At 68.4% G+C, this 15,377-nt stretch carries 16 protein-coding genes; 9 read left to right on the top strand and 7 right to left on the bottom strand.

Annotated features, from left to right (window positions below):
• Positions 1–8 precede the first annotated feature (8 nt).
• Entirely contained in the window at positions 9–515 is a 507-nt protein-coding gene (locus tag RIE08_10340) for a TRAP transporter small permease (GenBank protein MEQ8717996.1), read from the bottom strand.
• A gap of 112 nt (positions 516–627) precedes the next feature.
• On the bottom strand, positions 628–1,914 hold the full coding sequence (gene dctP, locus RIE08_10335; GenBank protein ID MEQ8717995.1) for a TRAP transporter substrate-binding protein DctP: 1,287 nt from the start codon (positions 1,912–1,914) through the stop codon (positions 628–630).
• 216 nt (positions 1,915–2,130) lie between these two features.
• Here dctP and RIE08_10330 point away from each other — a divergent pair, with 216 nt between their 5' ends.
• The gene (locus tag RIE08_10330; GenBank protein ID MEQ8717994.1) at positions 2,131–2,682 is read left to right on the top strand and encodes a nuclear transport factor 2 family protein; all 552 of its coding nucleotides are present in this window, start codon (positions 2,131–2,133) and stop codon (positions 2,680–2,682) included.
• Here RIE08_10330 and RIE08_10325 read toward each other — a convergent pair.
• Positions 2,679–3,887, bottom strand: a complete 1,209-nt coding sequence (locus RIE08_10325; GenBank protein ID MEQ8717993.1) for an MFS transporter — start codon at positions 3,885–3,887, stop codon at positions 2,679–2,681. The genes RIE08_10330 and RIE08_10325 overlap by 4 nt on opposite strands.
• A gap of 115 nt (positions 3,888–4,002) precedes the next feature.
• Here RIE08_10325 and RIE08_10320 point away from each other — a divergent pair, with 115 nt between their 5' ends.
• On the top strand, positions 4,003–4,815 hold the full coding sequence (locus RIE08_10320; GenBank protein MEQ8717992.1) for an SDR family NAD(P)-dependent oxidoreductase: 813 nt from the start codon (positions 4,003–4,005) through the stop codon (positions 4,813–4,815).
• Between the two features lie 90 nt (positions 4,816–4,905).
• On the opposite strand, the gene RIE08_10315 is transcribed toward RIE08_10320, so the two are convergent.
• The 3 genes from RIE08_10315 to RIE08_10305 form a co-directional block, all read right to left on the bottom strand.
• Positions 4,906–5,766 (bottom strand): hypothetical protein, encoded by an 861-nt coding sequence (locus RIE08_10315; GenBank protein MEQ8717991.1) that lies wholly within the window; start codon positions 5,764–5,766, stop codon positions 4,906–4,908.
• 2 nt (positions 5,767–5,768) lie between these two features.
• Entirely contained in the window at positions 5,769–7,457 is a 1,689-nt protein-coding gene (locus tag RIE08_10310) for an AMP-binding protein (protein MEQ8717990.1), read from the bottom strand.
• 64 nt (positions 7,458–7,521) lie between these two features.
• Positions 7,522–8,307, bottom strand: coding sequence for an enoyl-CoA hydratase-related protein (locus RIE08_10305; protein ID MEQ8717989.1), 786 nt, complete (start codon positions 8,305–8,307; stop codon positions 7,522–7,524).
• A 55-nt stretch (positions 8,308–8,362) separates the two neighbouring features.
• Between RIE08_10305 and RIE08_10300 the strand changes: the two genes are divergently transcribed.
• The 7 genes from RIE08_10300 to RIE08_10270 all read left to right on the top strand — a co-directional run bounded on the left by RIE08_10300 (position 8,363) and on the right by RIE08_10270 (position 14,999).
• On the top strand, positions 8,363–9,508 hold the full coding sequence (locus RIE08_10300; protein MEQ8717988.1) for an acyl-CoA dehydrogenase family protein: 1,146 nt from the start codon (positions 8,363–8,365) through the stop codon (positions 9,506–9,508).
• A gap of 1 nt (position 9,509) precedes the next feature.
• The gene (locus RIE08_10295; protein MEQ8717987.1) at positions 9,510–10,262 is read left to right on the top strand and encodes a glucose 1-dehydrogenase; all 753 of its coding nucleotides are present in this window, start codon (positions 9,510–9,512) and stop codon (positions 10,260–10,262) included.
• Between the two features lie 115 nt (positions 10,263–10,377).
• On the top strand, positions 10,378–11,100 hold the full coding sequence (locus tag RIE08_10290; GenBank protein ID MEQ8717986.1) for a hypothetical protein: 723 nt from the start codon (positions 10,378–10,380) through the stop codon (positions 11,098–11,100).
• A gap of 73 nt (positions 11,101–11,173) precedes the next feature.
• Positions 11,174–12,046 (top strand): 3-hydroxyacyl-CoA dehydrogenase family protein, encoded by an 873-nt coding sequence (locus tag RIE08_10285; GenBank protein ID MEQ8717985.1) that lies wholly within the window; start codon positions 11,174–11,176, stop codon positions 12,044–12,046.
• A 10-nt stretch (positions 12,047–12,056) separates the two neighbouring features.
• Positions 12,057–12,818 carry an enoyl-CoA hydratase/isomerase family protein gene (locus RIE08_10280; GenBank protein ID MEQ8717984.1) on the top strand — a complete coding sequence of 254 codons (762 nt, stop codon included), beginning with the start codon at positions 12,057–12,059 and terminating at the stop codon, positions 12,816–12,818.
• A gap of 69 nt (positions 12,819–12,887) precedes the next feature.
• A complete protein-coding gene (locus RIE08_10275; protein MEQ8717983.1) occupies positions 12,888–13,943 on the top strand; it encodes a 2,3-butanediol dehydrogenase in 1,056 nt (351 codons plus the stop codon).
• 45 nt (positions 13,944–13,988) lie between these two features.
• Positions 13,989–14,999, top strand: coding sequence for an amidohydrolase family protein (locus RIE08_10270; GenBank protein ID MEQ8717982.1), 1,011 nt, complete (start codon positions 13,989–13,991; stop codon positions 14,997–14,999).
• Between the two features lie 76 nt (positions 15,000–15,075).
• On the opposite strand, the gene RIE08_10265 is transcribed toward RIE08_10270, so the two are convergent.
• Positions 15,076–15,377 (bottom strand): HNH endonuclease signature motif containing protein (locus RIE08_10265; protein MEQ8717981.1); only part of this gene is annotated, 302 nt, incomplete at its 5' end.

Genomic DNA, 15,377 nt, shown 5'->3' with positions numbered 1-15,377 from the left:
CGGCGCTCCTAGTACCCCTCGGGTGTGGTCGGGTCGCCGCCCTCGGGCGGGCCGTCAGAGGGCGGTTCGTGTCCGTGGGCCACGCGCAGGGCATCCCATGCGGTGAAGAGCGTCTCGAGCGCCAGAAAGAACAGTCCGACGGGAATGGCCAGGCGCGCCGGCCAGATCGGGACCTCCTTGACCCCCACACGGGACTCGCCCGATTCCATCGAGTCGAGGCCACGGGCGAGTGTCGCCTGGGTCATCCAGATGAGCAGGGCCGCGACGATGACCAGGCCGACCGCCCGGACGTAGCCGCCGATGCGCGGCGGTAGACGCGATGTCACCAGCTCCGTCTTGACGTGCCCACCGATCTGCTGCGCGTGCGCGATCGCGCCGAACACGATGAAGACGAGCAGTATCTCGCTGTACTCGATGGTGCCCTTGAGCGTGGTGTTGAAGTACTTGCGGAGCACGACCTCCGCCACGACGAGGCCCATCATGAGCAGGATCATGAGCCCGGAGATCCAGGCCATGATCCGCGAGATCCACTGAATCGTCAGGCGGACACCGTGGGCTGCCGCCGCGCCGGGAGGGCGAAGGGACGGCTGCCGGCTCGAACCGGCAGCCGTCCCTTCAGCGGCCGTGTCAGCCACGTGCCTCTTGGATTTCGAAGCAGGCCTCCATGGGCGTCGGGACGTCGGCGAATTCGCCGGTGGTGTTCGCTGCCTCGTAGTAGCCCACGAACTCGTCGTACATCGCCTGGGGGTCGGCCACGCCGGCGTCGGCGGCCTTGGCCAGCCAGTCTTCGAGTGGCGCGTCGCCGATGGCGTCGGCCCAGCGCTGTGTCTCGGCCTCGTCCCAGATGATGACCTCGCCGCCGTCGTCGAGGATGGTGTTGCAGGCGGTCACGGTCGAGGCCGTATCGGCCTCGACGAGCCACTGCGGGTACATGGCGTTGATCTCGTCCAGAAGCGCCTGGAGTTCCGGCGACAGGGAGTTCCACTGGTCGAGGGACATGCCCCAGGTGGTCATGGCGAAGTGGCCGAGCCCGGCGTCGTGGATGTAGGGCCCCACCTCCTGCAGGGACAACGGTGCGATCACGTCGAGGATCAGGCCGCCGTAGGCGTCCACCGTGCCCCGCTGCATGGCCTCGTACGCCTCGTTGACCGGGATGGCGACGGGGTTCGCCCCGACGAACTCGAGTGCCCGCACGTAGAAGCCGCTGGCGCGGACGTTCTTGCCGTCGAACCAGTCGATCGAGGTGACAGGCTCGGTGGTGCCGGTGATCGGTGCCGGAACACCGATGAAGGACAGGACCTTGGTGCCCGCGCCCTCTTCGAACTCGGCGCGGAAGTCGGCGTTGTTGGCGTACAGCTCGTTGAGAGCGACGGCCTGGGCGCCCAGGTTGCCGCCGAGGAACGGGACCTCGACGATCGAGCTCAGCGGGAAGTCCGCCGGGGTGTACGCGTAGGTGTAGTGGCAGAGGGCGATGCGGCCGTCGACGCAGGCGTCGCGGATCTCGGTGCCGCCCAGCAGCGCTCCGTCCCAGAACACCTCGACGGTGACGGCGCCGTCCGTGCGGCTCTCGAGCTCCTCGATCCACCGGGTGATCGCAACACCCTGCGACGTCGTGGGCGAGAGGAAGCTCGCCATCTGGAGTTCGATCTCTTCGTACTCGACCATGCCGTCGTCGGATGCGGCTCCGTCGTCGGATGCGGCTCCGTCGTCGCTGGAGCTGCCGTCGTCGGATGCGGCTCCGTCGTCGCTGGAGCTGCCGTCGTCGGATGCGGCTCCGTCGTCGCCGCCGGCGGAAGTGTCGTCGTCATCGTCGCCGCATGCCGCGGCGATCAGTGAGAAGACCGCCAGTAGGGCGATGATCAACACCCAGACCGGCCTCTTGCGCGCGCGATCCCCCGTTGAAGCAGTTGCCATCGAACGTTCCCCCTGTTGTACGTCGTGGTGTCTGAGTCCGACTGTTTGTACTTTGCCCCCGTGGTAGTTGCAAGCTCCGGCATCCCGTGAGCTGAGCCGGCGCTGCCAGCGGTTTGTTAGTTTGGCCGTTCCGGCCGCGAGGCCTCGATACAAGGGGGATCACGTGATGGTGACGGACGTACGACGAAGCGATTCCAGCGTTCCGGGAGCGCTGCGATGAGCGCAGATGAGCTGAGCGAGCTCGCGGCGCGGGTACGACGTCTCGAGGACCGCGAGGAGCTGCGGGCACTCGTCGCACGGTACGGACGCTCGGTCGACGACCGGGACTGGGAGTCGCTCGCAGGTCAGTACACCCCCGACGCGGTGTTCGACTCGGCGATGGGCCGGTCTGTGGGAACCGATGCCATCGTCGAGTACTACAAGGCCCGCACCGACGCGTACGTGGCCTCGTACCACTATCCACATTCGCACGAGATCACCTTCGTCGACGACGACGTGGCCACCGGGCTCGTCTGCGCCCACGCGGAGTTGACGATCGAGGGCGACACCGTCTGGGTGGCTCTGCGCTATCACGACGACTACCGGCGGGTCGACGGGAAGTGGCTCTTCCACGAGCGCAAGACGCGCATCTTGTACGTGCTCAAGTTGTCCGAGATGGACAAGGGCTTCGCGGACACGTTGAGGATCCGTTGGCCGGGCACGGAACCGGCGCCAGCGCAGGTCGGAGCCGACGTCGGCGACGGGCGCACCCCCGAGCCGCGCTTCTAGACGGTCGGGACGCGTCGGGCTCCCAGCCACGTCGCGAGCCCAGAGGTCACGGTTCCGGCGCCCAGGACGGCCGCGGACACTCCCCACGCGAGGTCGTATCCCGACGCGTCCACGAGCAACCCGAAGCCCAACGGTGACAGGAGACCACCGAGATAGAAGCCGGTCATCACGATGCCCGTTGCCTGCTCTACGGAATCGGGCGCGAGGTCGACGATGGCCGCGTGCAGCAGGCCCACGGCGCCGGTGAACATCACGATCGCGACGATCGCTGCGGCGAAGATCGGCGCAAGCCTGTCCTCGGTCGCTGTCAGCATCACGAGGCAGGCGAGCGCGGTGAACAGCAGCGTGGCCGTGAGCAGGCTCAGACGACGATCGGGGCCGAGTCGGTCCGACAGCACGGCCACGGCCATCATCCCCACCACCCCCGAGGCCGTCGACACCGCCGTGACGACGCCGGCTCCGCCCGATGACAGCCCGACCTCGTCCCGGAGGAACTCCACCAACCACGCGAACGTCGGGAGCGCACCGGCGTCTAGGAAGAAGCCGCTGGCCGCGAGCAGCAGCACCGCGCTCCCCAGCCCTGAACCGCGGCCGTCACCGCCGAGTGCCGGTGTCGCTATCTCGGGTCGCCGGTCCCCGAATGTCCGCAGCGAAAGGGCGGCTGCGAGGAGCGCGAACCCTCCCAGGATGCCGAGCACGCCGCGCCACCCGATGGTCGGGGCGAGTGCGCCCGCTGCGAGGGCGAAGCACGACGACACCACGGGTCCACCGGCGGTCTTCGCCGTGAGTCCCGACGCCCGGCGCCGCAACGGCATCGCGGCTCCCACGGCGCTGTTGGTCGTGATCGTGATGAGTGAATACGAGACGCCTGCGAGCGCTGCGTATACGAAGAGCGTCAGTAGTGCACCGACGCCGGCTGCCAGAGCGACGCCGCCCGCGATCAGAGCGAGTGTCGCCACGAGAGTCCGGCGCGTTCCGAGACGCACCGCCAGCCACGGCAGTAGGAACGAAGCGACCCCGGTGGCGGCGAAGAACGTGCTCGACACGGCGCCGATGAGGCCGCGACCGATGTCGAGGTCGTCGCGGATGAACGGCGTGAGGTAGCCGACCGTGTTGACGGCGGCCGCGCCGAGACCGACGGCCAGTCCGCTGACGCCGACGATCGCAACGGTTGATGGCGTCCGGTCCGCTGAAGCCCGGCTCATGGCCTCCCCCTGCGCTCCCGTGGGGCTCGGGCCCCCGGCGACACGGGTCTCACTATGATCACCGATCCCGCTGCGATACCAATCGGCTGGTGCGGCGACGACGATGGGGGATGGCATGGGAGCACGAGGCGACCTGACGGGTCTCGACGGAAAGGTCGTGGTCGTCACCGGTGCCGGACAGGGCCTGGGCGCGACGACGGCGCGGTTCGCGGGTGAGCAGGGCGCATCGGTCGTTCTCTTCGACGTGGACCTCGATGCCGCTCAGGGCGTGGTCGACGAGGTGGGAGCAGACGGCGGCACCGCGCGGGCCGTCCGCTGCGACGTCGCCGACGAGGGCTCGGTGCGCGGTGCCGTCGGCGAGACCATCGAGGAGTTCGGGCGGATCGACGGTCTGGTCAACAATGCGGGCGTCATCGGTTTCGAACGCCTCGAGGACCTCGACGTGGCGGAGTGGGACCGCCTCGTCGCCGTCAACCTGCGCGGCACCTTCCTGTGCACCCAGCACGTGGGGCGCGTGATGCTCGAGCGGGGATCGGGCAGCATCGTCAACATCGGTTCCGTCGCCGCCGGCGCGCCCCAACCCAACAGCGGCGCCTACTCCCCGACGAAGGCGGCGGTCGTCATGCTCGCCCGCCAGGCGGCGGTGGAATGGGGCCCTGCCGGCCTGCGGGCGAATGCCGTGAGCCCCGGGATCATGGAGACACCGATGGCTCAGGGCTTCCTGGCCGATCCCGAGACCCGCGCCCGGCGACTCTCGATGGTCGCCAGCCGTAGGTTCGCCGACCCCCGCGAGGTCGCGTCGGTGATCGCCTGGTTGCTGAGTGACGGATCCAGCTATGTCAACGGACAGAATCTCGAGGTCGACGGGGGGATGATGCAGGTGCTGCTCGGACTGCTGCCGCGTCCCGGCACTCCGCCTCTGCGGTAACCGGGCGCCCGGTCCTTCTGGAGACAGTCGGTCTCTCTGGAGCAGGATCGGTCCTGAGTCCTGCGGGAGAAGTCAGTCCTGCTGGAGAAGTCAGTCCTTCTGGAGCAGGAGGTGTGCGGCCTCGGGGCACGACATCCCGATCTCGACACCGCGGGCCCGGGCCAGCGAGTTGGCCGCCGAGATGATCCCGTCGTGGTAGTGGGACAGCCCGCTACCCATGCGGGCCTTCGTCGCGTCGACGGTGGCTCCGGCGAGTCCGTCCTCCTCGACGATGACCATGCCGGCCATGCCGGAGTCGTCCATGCCGCGTCCACCGTCGGAGCAGATGAACCCCCACGGTGAGCACCGCCGCAGGTAGGGGACGGCGCTGCGGCCCGTGTGGCCGGCCGTGACCAGGACGTTGCGGCCGGTGTCCTCGTCGGTCCCGAACGCGATCGAGTCGGTCGCGATGACGTGGCGACCGTCGGCGGAGGTCTCCATGACCGTCCGGTTGGTGATCTCCGAGGCGGACGCGGTGACCGGGTCGTTCTCGAGCATGACCTGGGCGGCTTCCCGCACCGACATCCCGACGTCCACGCCGCAGTCGGCGGCCGGCTGGTTGCGGAACGAGATGATGCCGTGGTCGTGGAGGTGGACCCCGTCGCCCAGGTGCGCGGTCATTACGTCGGCGACCGCGCCCGGTATCGCGAGCGCCTCGAGATACCAGAGCCCGGCGATCGCCGAGCCCTCCGGACCGATGCCGCAGTCCATGCCGATCGCGCCCCGGGGAGCGGCTTCCGCGATGAAACGTGCGGGCAGCACGCCGCAGTAGGACGAGTTGACGCAGATGTCAGTGCCCCGGTTGGCGGGGTTGACGTCGTACGCGGAGTCCATCGCCATCACGCGACCGCGACCGGTGGGCGACACCCAGATCTCGGTCTGGCGGTCGATCTCGGTACCGGCTTCGCTCATGGTCAGGCCCCCTTCGTGCCGTCGCGGCGGCCCCGGGCGGTGGGGCCACGGTCATGGGTCTGGTCATCCGCTCCGATGTTGCGGAGCTCCACCTTGCGGACCTTCTCGGAGGGCGTCTTGGGCAGTTCGTCGATCACCCGGACGTAGCGGGGCACGGCGAAGTAGGGGAGCCGTGTCTCGGCGTACTCCCAGAACTCCGTCGGGTCGAGTTCGGCGCCCTCGCTCAACACGACGAAGGCCATGACCTCGTCCTCGCCGGCCTCCTGGTCGGCGGGGACGGCGACCACGGACACCTCGTGCACCGCGGGGTGCGGCAGCAGCGCCTGCTCGACCTCGAAGCTGGAGATGTTCTCGCCCCTTCGGCGGATGGCGTCCTTCATCCGGTCGACGAAGTAGTGCCAGCCGTACTCGTCGCGGCGCAGGCCGTCGCCGGTGTGCCACCACAGGTTGCGGAAGCTCTCGGCCGTCTTGTCACCCATGGCGAAGTAGCCGGTCGAGTGGATCCACGGGACCTTCCCACGGACGACCATCTCGCCGACCTCACCGACGGGGACCTCCTCGTCGGTCTCGCGGTCCACGAGGCGGACGTCGAACCACTCGTTGTTCACGAGCCCCGCAGCGCCGGGCGGCCGCTCCACCCCGTAGGGGCTGAGGATCGGACAACAGGTCTCGGTGAGTCCGAACACCTCGACGAACTCCTCCACGCCGAAACGTTCCTTGAACCCGTCCATGAACGAGTGGGCGGTGGGAGCGGCGAAGATGCAGCGCAGGTCGTTGTCGGCGTCGTCGGGACGCTCCTCCTGTTGCCAGGCGAAGTCCATCATCACGCCGACGAAGTTGGTGATGGTGGCGCCGCTGTCGCGGATCTGGTCGATCCAGCGGGTGGCGCTGAAACGTTCCTGCATCACGTAGCGGGCGCCCGCGATGAGCGCAGGGTACGCACCGAGGAACGAGCTGTTGCCGTGGAACAGGGGACCGGTCGTCATGTAGACGTCGTCGGGTGTGCAGCGGGTGAGCGACACGGCCTGGTCGGCGAACATGTGCATGTGGGCGTGGGGCATCATCACGCCCTTGGACAGGCCCGTGGTGCCCGAGGTGAAGAACACCGAGCCGAGGTCGCAGTAGCGCACCTCCGGGAGTTCCGCGTCGCTCGCCTCGCCCGCGGCGACGAGTTCCTCCCACGTCCCCACGGCGAAGCCGGCACCTTCGAGCAGGGAACGGGCCTCGGCACGGGAGGCGTCGTCCCCGCCGACGAGGACGAAGCGCTTCACAGTCTCGGCGGCGTCGGCGACGTCGACGAACCGGTCCGCATAGGCGGGATCCACCAGCGCGAGCGTGGGCGTGACGGTGCGGGTCTGGTGTTCGAGGAACGCGCCCTTGTAGGCGGTGTTGATCGGGACCTCGGCGAGGCCCGCGCAGGCCGAGCCGAGCCAGCCGAGGATGTACTCGGAGCAGTTCGGGATCATGATGAGGAGCCGGTCACCGGGCGACGCGCCGGCCTCGAGCATCCCGCGGCCGATCGCCGTGGCCTGTGCCAGCGTCTCGGCGTAGGTCAGCGAGATCCCCTCCCACGGCACGTCGAGGTAGACGGAGTCGGGTCGGGCCTCCGCGTGGTGGCGCAGCACCGTCGGCGACGCCCAGTCGGAGCGGTCCTCGAACGTCGGTGAGAACTCGGTGTAGTAGTTGGTCATCGTCGGGTTCCCTGGTCTTGCCGCCCCAGCGGGGTGGTCGTCGTCGGTCGTGGGCGGGGACGGGTCACCCGGCACCGCCGGTGCCCGTGTCGCGTGGCGGGAACTGCGGCTTGCGCTTCTCCATGAACGCACGTGCCCCCTCCAACATGTCCGGCGAGCCGACGGCCTGCAGGAGAGCGCCGAGGCTCGTCAACATGTTGTCCCGGTTGGCGTTGTAGTAGAGGTTCGATGACGCCTTCGCGACCTCCATGTAGCGCGCCGACATCGAGATGATCTCGTCGCACCACTGGTTGACCTCGGCCTCGAGCTGGTCGTCGGGGACGACGGCGTTGATCCAGCCCATGTCGTAGGCCTGCTGCGCCGTGTACTTGCGGCACAGGAACGAGATCTCCTTGGCGCGCTTCTCGCCGATGGTCATCGCGAGCAGGTTCGTACCGCCGAGCACCGGCGCCGAGCCGACCTTGACCCCGGTCTGGCCGAGCTGGGCGCTCTCGGCTGCGATGGCGAGGTCGCAGCACACGACCAGTTCGTTGCCGCCGCCGAAGGCGCCCCCGTTGACGGCGGCGATGACGGGCATCGGGGCCTGGCGGATCGTGTCGAACAGCAGCATGGAGCCCGTGAACATCTTCCGGATCTCCCAGAAGTCGGGGTTCGACAGGTTGGCGAGGTAGCCGCCCGCACAGAACGCACGGCCGGTGCCGGTGATGACGGTGACCCTGGCGTCGGCGTTCTCGTAGAAGGCCTCGACGAGCTCGTCGATGGTCCCGCGGTCGTACGAGTTCATCCGCTCCGGCCGGTTCAGCGTCAGCCACAGAACCTGATCGCGCCGGTCGACGATGACGTCGGCCATGAGTCCCCCCTGATGGATTGTGTACTGTGCCAGCGCATCCTAGGAAGGAACACAGTTGGCTTTCGAACTCGACCCGCCCGACATTGAGATTCTCGAAGAGGCACGGGAGGTGGCGGCACGGTGTGAGCCGTTCGCCATGGAGGCCGACGAGTGCTCGCAGATCCACGAGCCCACACTCGCCGTGCTGCGTGGCAGCAGGCTCTCGGAGCTGATGGTGCCCGCGGCGTACGGTGGGCGCTTCGAGGGGGTCGACCCTCTGGCCGTGTGTCTCGCCCGTCAGGCGTGCATGAAGGTGTCGTCGCACCTGGACTCGATCTTCGCCCTCCAGGGCATCGGCTCCTACGCGGTCTCGGTGGCCGGTACCGAAGAGCAGAAGGCGCACTGGCTCCCCAAGGTGGCGTCCGCCGAGGTGCTGGCCGCGCTGGCTCTCACCGAGCCGGTGGCCGGGTCGGACCTGAAGTCGCTCACCACCCGCCTACGGGTCGACGGCGACGAGATCGTCGTCTCGGGGCAGAAGTCGTTCATCTCCAACGCCGGATCGGCGGGATTCTTCACCACGTTGTGTCGTGAGGACGGCCCCGACGGCGACGACCTGTACTCGCTGGTCCTCGTGCCGGCCGACGCCGACGGCGTGAAGATCGGCACGAGTCCCGAGATCATCGCCCCCCACGTTCTCGGCGAGGTGGACTTCGAGGGCGTCCGACTGCCCGCGTCCGCTCGCCTCGGTGAGCCCGGCAAGGGTTTCCGTCACGTGCTCGCCACCTTGTCGGTGTTCCGGATCTCCGTCGCCGGCGCCGCGATCGGTGTGATGGAGGGGGCGATCGAAGAGGCCGTGCGTCACACGCGCTCGCGTGAACAGTTCGGCCGACCGCTGGCGAAGCTCGGGCCGGTGGCGAGCCTGCTCGCCGACGCCTACGCGGACCTGGAGTCCACGCGTCTGTTGACCTACCAGACCGCCTCGCGGGCCCGGGTCGATCCGGCTGCGAACCTCGACCGGTCGTCGCTCGCCAAGCTCGACGCCACCGAGTCGGCCACCAAGGTGGTGGACCGTTGCGTGCAGGTGATGGGTCGTTGGGGCCTGATCCGCGGCTCGAAGATCGAGAAGTACTACCGCCAGGCCCGTCCGATGCGGGTGTACGAAGGCGCGTCGGAGGTCCTGCGCCTCGGCGTGGCGGCCCGTCTCGTCCAGGAGGTCGACTGACATGGATCTGCAACTCGAAGGAACCGTCGCGATCGTCACCGGTGCCAGCCGTGGCCTGGGGGAGGCCTCCGCGCGTGCGCTGGTCGCCGAGGGGGCGAAGGTCGTCGTGGCGGCCCGCAGCCTCGACGACCTCGAGGCGCTCGCCGCCGAGAACCCCGACGCGTACGAGGTCGCCCAGTGCGACATGGCGGACCGTGAAGCGGTGGAAGGGCTCGTGGGTGTCGCCCTGGACCGATTCGGCCGGCTCGACGCGATCGTCAACAACGCCGGCATCGCGCCGGGCGGGAAGTTCATCGATCAGGGGATCGACCTCATGGAGAAGGTCCTCGCCATCAACCTGGTGGCGCCGGCGACGCTCGCACGGGCCGCGGCGATCCACTGGATCGAGGCCGGCAAGCCGGGCTCGGTGATCAACATCGCGTCGACGTCGGCCACGAAGGGAAAGCCGATGCTCGTGTCCTACTCGTCGTCCAAGGGCGGCCTGTTGCGGCTCACCGAGGCCCTGTCGGGGGAGTGGGCCAAGCACAAGATCCGCGTGAACGTGATCGCCCCCGGCGCGTTCGAGACGGCGGCCCAGGACGCCGTGGTGTCGGACCCGAAGTTCCTCGAGGCGCGCCTGAAGAAGATCCCGGCGCGTCGCATGGGGCGACCCGAAGAGATCGGGCCCCTGGTCTGCTACCTGGCTTCGCCGTTGTCGGAGTTCGCGACCGGGTCGTGTTTCGTCATCGACGGCGGCGAGGTCGCGAAGCTCTGACGGCCGACGTCGCCGTTGCCGGGTGACCGGAGTCCCGGCTCGAATCGCAACGCAGCGCTGACTGCGTCAAACTCGGACTGAGCTCGATAGTCGTCGCGCATCACAGGGGGAGCCGATGTCACAGAACGCGGATCACACGACGCTGGGCAGCCCCGTCCTGCGTTCCGGTGAGATCGCCGCCGTGAGCCCGAAGTTCGCCGAGGGCTACGCGCGTATCCGCGAGGTCTGCGACACCGACGGTGCGTGTGAGGCGCGCTTCAAGGCCTTGTACATGGCGTGCGCCTCCGCGGTGAAGGGCCACGCCGACATGACCCGCCACGAACTCAGCCGCAGCAGGGACCTCGGACTCGTGGTGTCCGATGCCCGCGGGGCGGCGCTCACCGTGCTGATCTCGCGGGGCGAAGGGGTCTATTCGACACTCGCCGCCGCCATCGACGAGGTCTTCGACGAGACGATCGGCGAACCCGTCGGTGAGGTTCCGGACTTCGCCGTCGATGAGCAGGCCGCCCGCGACTACTTCGCGTCGGTGTTCGAGACCGTGCCCGGCTACGTCGAGTTGATGGCAGACGAGGCGTCGCGCGCTCTCGAGGGCTACGTGCTGATGCGCCAGTGGTCCCTGGCGGAGAACACGCTCGCCGCCGAGCACTCCGAGCTGTTGTTGTGCACCATCAACGCCGCCGAGTTCTCGAGCCGGTTCATCAACGTCCACGCCAACGGTGCCCGTCGGGCGGGCTGCTCGGAGGCGCAGATCGTCGAGGCGGTTCTGTGCGCCGTCCCCGTGGCGGGACTGGCGACATGGCTGACCGGCGCCGACGGGATCATGGAGGGCCGCACGTGAGTCGCAGCGCACACGACACCGGCAGCGCACATCAGATCGACAGACCACATCGCATCGAACGAGGAGAACGCACGTGAAGGTTGCAGTCATCGGTGGGGGGATCATGGGCAACGGCATCGCCCAGATCTCCGCGACCGCCGGACACGAGGTCTCGCTCGTCGACATCGACGAGGCGGCCCTGGAAAGGGCCACCGGCACGATCTCGCACAGCCTCAGCCGCCTCCTCGCCAAGGAGCGCATCAGCCAGGCTGATCACGACGGCACCCTCGAGCGTCTGTCGACGACGACCGACCTCGCTGCGGCTGTGAGTGACGCCGACGTCGTGGTCGAAGCGGTCACCGAGGACCTCGGGGTGAAGCGTGACATCTTCGCCGAGGTCGTCGCCGCTGCGCCGTCGCACGCTCTCCTCGGCACGAACACGAGCCAGCTGTCGATCACCACCATCGGTGGCGAGCTCGGTGACGACGCGGAGCGCCTCATCGGGATGCACTTCTTCAACCCGCCGGTCCTGATGCGTCTCGTGGAGCTGATCGCCGGTCTGCGGACCAGCCAGGAGTCGGTCGACCGGGCGGTCGCCTTCGCCGAGGGCCTCGGCAAGGAGACGGTGGTCTGCCTCAAGGACGTCCCCGGCTTCCTCACGAGCCGCGTCGCCGCCATCTTGCGCCTGGAGGCGTTCCGGATGCTCGAGGAGGGGCTTGCCTCGGCCGCCGACATCGACAAGGCGATCAAGCTCGCCTTCAACCATCCGATGGGTCCGCTCGAACTGGGCGATTTCAACGGCCACGACACCTTCCTGAAGGCATGTACGGCCCTGAGCGCCAGCCACGGCGACCGCTTCCGGCCGCCGCCGATCCTGCACAATCTCGTCTCGGCGGGGCTGCTCGGCCGCAAGACCGGTGCCGGCCTCTACGACTACGACGAGTCAGGCAAGAGGATCGACAAGTGAGGGCCCGACTGTGACGCAACCGCAGTGGGTTCCCGACGATCTCGAGGCTGTGTCGTTCGAGTGGCGTGAACCGGGCATCGCCTGGATCCGGCTGAACCGACCCGACGCCGCCAACGCACGCAACCAGGCGATGCGACGCGAACTGCTGGACCTGTACGCGGGCATCGCCGCCGACCCTGATGTGCGGGTGGTCGTGCTTGGCGCTGCGGGGGAGCGGCACTTCTGTGCCGGAATGGACCTCAAGGAGGCCGGCGGACCCGAGACACTTGCTCAACAGAAGGCCCGGCTCTCCCAGGGGCGTGACATCGACATCCTCGCCTCGCTGCCGGTTCCGACGATCGCCGCCGTGAACGGTGCGGCCATGGGCGGCGGGTTCGAGATGGCCCTGGCCTGCGACATCCGCGTGGTTGCGGACACGGCCCGTATCGCACTGCCCGAGGTGAAGATCGGCCTCGTCCCCGGTGGCGGCGCCACGCAACGTCTGCCGCTCGTGGTGGGTTACGCGCGCGCCGCGGAGATGATCCTGCTCGGCGACATGCTGACGGGTCCCGAGATCGTCGAAGCCGGTCTTGCCCGGAGGTCGGTGCCGGTGGGGGACCTCGACGATGCGGTGGCGGAGGTTGCGACGGCGATCGCCGAGAAGCCACCCGCGGCCGTTCGTGCCGCGAAGGACCTGCTCGCAGCGAGCCAGCGACTGCCTCTCGACGCCGGCCTCGGCAAGGAACTCGACACTCTGCTCATGTTGTTGCAGCAACGCCGCGATGACGCGTGAGCTGAACGAAGTACGCGACGGGTCCCGGCGACCGGGATCGACACGAGACGACATCACGAGGGGGATCTGATGAAGGCAGCCGTCTACCACGGCCGTGAGGACGTGCGGATCGAGGACGTTCCCGAGCCCGAAGTCGAGCCGGGACACGTCAAGATCTCGGTTCCCCACAACGGCATCTGCGGGACGGATCTCCACGAGTTCTTCTGGGGGCCGGTGTTCATTCCGACTCCGGAGGCGCCGCACCCGCTCACGGGCGCGCACCTGCCTGTGGTCATCGGCCACGAGTTCGGCGGCACGGTGGTCGAGGTGGGCGAAGGCGTCGATGACCTCGCGGTCGGCGACCTCGTCGCCGTGGAGCCGATCGAGTGGTGCAACGAGTGTCCGCAGTGCCTCGCCGGCCACTACAACCTCTGCCCCAAGATCGCATTCCACGGTGTGCACCGCCACGGTGGGGGTCTCGCCGAGTACACGGTGATTCCCCGGCGCATGGCGCACAAGGCGCCCGACGGTGTCGGCCCTGAACTTGCCGCGTTGGCCGAACCGATGTGCGTCGCCTTCCACGGAGTGGTGCGCGCCCAGCTCGAGCCGGGCCAGACGGCGGTTGTCCATGGTGCCGGTCCGATCGGGATCGGGGCCTATCTCGGTCTGCGCGCCGAGGGGATCGACGACGTCATCGTGGTGGAGCCGTCGCCGACGCGCCGCGCCGCCGTCGAGAAGCTCGGCGCACCGGTGGTGCTCGACCCGGGCGCGGACGACGTGGCCGCGGCCATCATGTCGCACACCCGCGGCAAGGGCGCCGACGCGCAACTCGACGCCGCCGGGGTACCGGCCAGCCTGAACGCGGCGATCGCGTCCACCGCCGCGCACGGTCGGGTGATCACCATCGCCGTGTTCCCCGAGCCGGTGCAGTTCAACCCGAACGACATCCTGTTCCGCGAGGTCGTCATGACTTCGTCGATGGCCTACAAGGACGATTACCCCCGTGTGCTCGAGCACATGGCCAACGGGCGCTACCCGATGGACGGGTGGGTGACCCACATCGCCATGGACGATCTCGTCAACGAGGGGATCATGGTGCTGCGGGATCAGAAGGCGATGAAGATCATGGTCGACATTGGAGGCTGAGATGACGGAGATCACCAGGCGTGCACCGGGCTCGGCGGTTCTTCCGTGACCGGCCTGATCGATGTCCACGGCCACATCGTCCTCGAGGGATCCATGGGGACGGCCGGGTGGTGCGGTCCTGAGATCGGCACCCACGACGACGGAACCGCCTGGTTCCGGGTGGGGAACTACCAGCTGGACGGTGTCGCCTACCGGGGATCGTTGTTCATCGAGACCGATCTGCGTCTCGCGGCGATGGACGAGCAGGGGATCCGGGTCCAGGCGCTGTCGCCGAACCCGCTGACCTACCTGCACTTCATCGACGCTCCCCTCGCCGTGGACTTCTGCCGCGCCCACAATGACGACCTCGCCGAGACGGTCCGCGCCCACCCCGACCGCTTCGTCGGACTGGGGGCGCTGCCGATGCAGGACATCGGGGCCGCGTGCGAGGAGCTGACGCGCATCGTGACCGACCTCGGCCTGCTGGGCGGCTACATCGGCACCGACTTCGGCACCGACCTCGACGACCCGGGTCTCGACGAGCTCTACGCCACATGCGTCGACCTCGACGTCCCGCTGTTCATGCATCCATGCCAGTCCGGTATCGACGGTCCGTTGCGGGACCGGCGCCTGCGCAAGTGGGACCTCGATCTCGTGCTCGAGTACTCCTTCGAGGAGATGGTGGCGACGGCCACGCTCGTCTTCGGTGGCGTCACACGGCGCCACCCCGACCTGGACATCTGCCTTTCGCACGGTGGCGGTTCGACACCGCTCGCCATGTCGAAGCTGCGCAAGCTGGCCGAGCGCCGTCCGGCCTCGCCCGAGTGGATCAAGGAACCGGGTGCGTTCGACGAGCACTACCGCCGACTCTGGTTCGACTGCCACGTGACAGGTGGCCGGGAGTTCGACTTCGTGATCTCCCAGATCGGGACCGATCACCTCGTCTACGGAACGAACTTCGGCGGCTGGGACCGCGGAACCGGTGCCGACGTCACCAACTACACGGACACCTTGAACGCGAACGCGGCCCGGCTGTTGCGCCTGGATCGGCGCGCGCCTCACCTTCTGGAGGGCTGAGACCGACCCCTGGAGGGCTGACCTCCGAGTGCGCTCGCCGTCGTCAGGCCGCGAGGAGTTCATCGGTGTGGTTGGTTCACGCTGCTGCATCGGCCTGGTGGGGTGGTGCGTTGGCTCGGTGGTGCCATGTGAGGTTGGGTGCGGTGCCGGTGACTGCGAGTTGGCCGTTGTGGAGGGCGGTGTGGTGGCGGCGGCAGAGGAGGGTGAGGTTGGCGAGGCTGGTGGGGCCTCCGTTGGCCCAGTGGACGATGTGGTGGGCGTCGCACCATTCGGCTGGTGTGGTGCAGTCGGGTTCGGTGCAGCAGCGGTCTCGGGCGACGAGCGCGTCCCACATGGCTGGTGGGGGTGTGCGGGTTCTCTGGCCGAGGTCGAGGACCT

The organism is Acidimicrobiales bacterium, from assembly GCA_040219085.1.
GTDB lineage: Bacteria > Actinomycetota > Acidimicrobiia > Acidimicrobiales > JAVJTC01 > JAVJTC01.
Note: the sequence above shows the minus strand (reverse complement) of the source record. Positions and strands in the feature narration are given on the sequence as shown.

Bases quoted from the DNA above. Each gene is read 5' to 3' on its own strand.
- RIE08_10330 (MEQ8717994.1), top strand. From the start codon at position 2,131: ATGAGCGCAGATGAGCTGAGCGAGCTCGCGGCGCGGGTACGACGTCTC.
- RIE08_10320 (MEQ8717992.1), top strand. From the start codon at position 4,003: ATGGGAGCACGAGGCGACCTGACGGGTCTCGACGGAAAGGTCGTGGTC.
- RIE08_10340 (MEQ8717996.1), bottom strand. From the start codon at position 515: ATGGCCTGGATCTCCGGGCTCATGATCCTGCTCATGATGGGCCTCGTC.
- RIE08_10290 (MEQ8717986.1), top strand. From the start codon at position 10,378: ATGTCACAGAACGCGGATCACACGACGCTGGGCAGCCCCGTCCTGCGT.
- RIE08_10315 (MEQ8717991.1), bottom strand. From the start codon at position 5,766: ATGAGCGAAGCCGGTACCGAGATCGACCGCCAGACCGAGATCTGGGTG.
- RIE08_10325 (MEQ8717993.1), bottom strand. From the start codon at position 3,887: ATGAGCCGGGCTTCAGCGGACCGGACGCCATCAACCGTTGCGATCGTC.
- RIE08_10305 (MEQ8717989.1), bottom strand. From the start codon at position 8,307: ATGGCCGACGTCATCGTCGACCGGCGCGATCAGGTTCTGTGGCTGACG.
- dctP (MEQ8717995.1), bottom strand. From the start codon at position 1,914: ATGGCAACTGCTTCAACGGGGGATCGCGCGCGCAAGAGGCCGGTCTGG.
- RIE08_10295 (MEQ8717987.1), top strand. From the start codon at position 9,510: ATGGATCTGCAACTCGAAGGAACCGTCGCGATCGTCACCGGTGCCAGC.
- RIE08_10310 (MEQ8717990.1), bottom strand. From the start codon at position 7,457: ATGACCAACTACTACACCGAGTTCTCACCGACGTTCGAGGACCGCTCC.
- RIE08_10275 (MEQ8717983.1), top strand. From the start codon at position 12,888: ATGAAGGCAGCCGTCTACCACGGCCGTGAGGACGTGCGGATCGAGGAC.